1 protein-coding gene is annotated in these 919 nt (G+C 60.5%); it reads left to right on the top strand.

What is annotated here, in order from left to right:
- Positions 1-55: 55 nt before the first annotated feature.
- A protein-coding gene (locus ZRA01_RS20335) for an IS5 family transposase (RefSeq protein ID WP_371859329.1) occupies positions 56-914 on the top strand; the annotation gives its coding sequence in 2 pieces (ribosomal slippage) (positions 56-462 and positions 461-914; 861 coding nt in all).
- Positions 915-919: the final 5 nt, after the last annotated feature.

The raw sequence follows: 919 nt of genomic DNA, 5'->3' as shown, positions 1-919 counted from the left end.
AACTTGTCCGTAATTAACCGATAATGCGGCTTTCGTTCTTGCTCGGAGCAGGTGCATGGGAGCCAAGTCGTGGGAAGTGACGGATGCGTTCTGGAGTCGCGTGGAGCCGTTGGTTCCGGCTAGACGGGAGCGGGACCCGGAGAAAACCTTCGTCCGTAAGCCCGGCGGTGGGCGCAAACCCAAGCCGGCGCGGGTGGTTTTTGAGGCCATCGTGTTTGTGCTGCGCACCGGCTGCCAATGGAAAGCGCTTCCCGCTGAACGGTTCGGCAGCGCCAGTGCTGTGCACCAGCGCTTCCTGGAATGGGAGAAAGCGGGTTTCTTCGAGGCGCTTTGGCGTGCCGGGCTGGCGGAGTACGACGAGTTGGAAGGCATCGCCTGGCGCTGGCAAAGCATCGATGGAGCGATGATGAAAGCGCCGCTGGCTCAGGAGCAAGTCGGTCCGAATCCCACGGATCGGGGAAAAAAACGGGAGCAAGCGACACCTGTTGGTGGACGGGCGTGGCGTCCCGTTATCACTCGTCGTGACCGGCGCGAATCGGCATGATGTGACACAGCTGGAGGCGGTGCTCGAGGCCATTCAGGTCAAGCGTCCGGCGCCGCCGAAACGGCGCTCGAAACACCTGTGCGCCGATGCCGGCTACCGCGGCGCACCCGCGATGAAAACCATTCTGGATCATGGTTACATTCCCCACGTGAAGGGGCGTCGCCAGGAGGCTGGAGAGCTCAAACGCGATCCCGCCAAGCGTGCTCGCCGCTGGATTGTCGAGGTCGCCCACAGTTGGTTCAACCGCTTCCGCAAGCTATTGGTTCGCTACGAAAAGCTCGAAAGGAGCTTCGTTGCACTCAACCATCTCGCGGCCGCCATCATCGCGTTTCGCAAGGTGCCTTTGAAGGTTAATATAATTTACGGATAAGTTCT

This window comes from Zoogloea ramigera, assembly GCF_006539865.1.
GTDB classification, from domain to species: Bacteria; Pseudomonadota; Gammaproteobacteria; order Burkholderiales; family Rhodocyclaceae; genus Zoogloea; species Zoogloea ramigera.
Note: the sequence above shows the minus strand (reverse complement) of the source record. Positions and strands in the feature narration are given on the sequence as shown.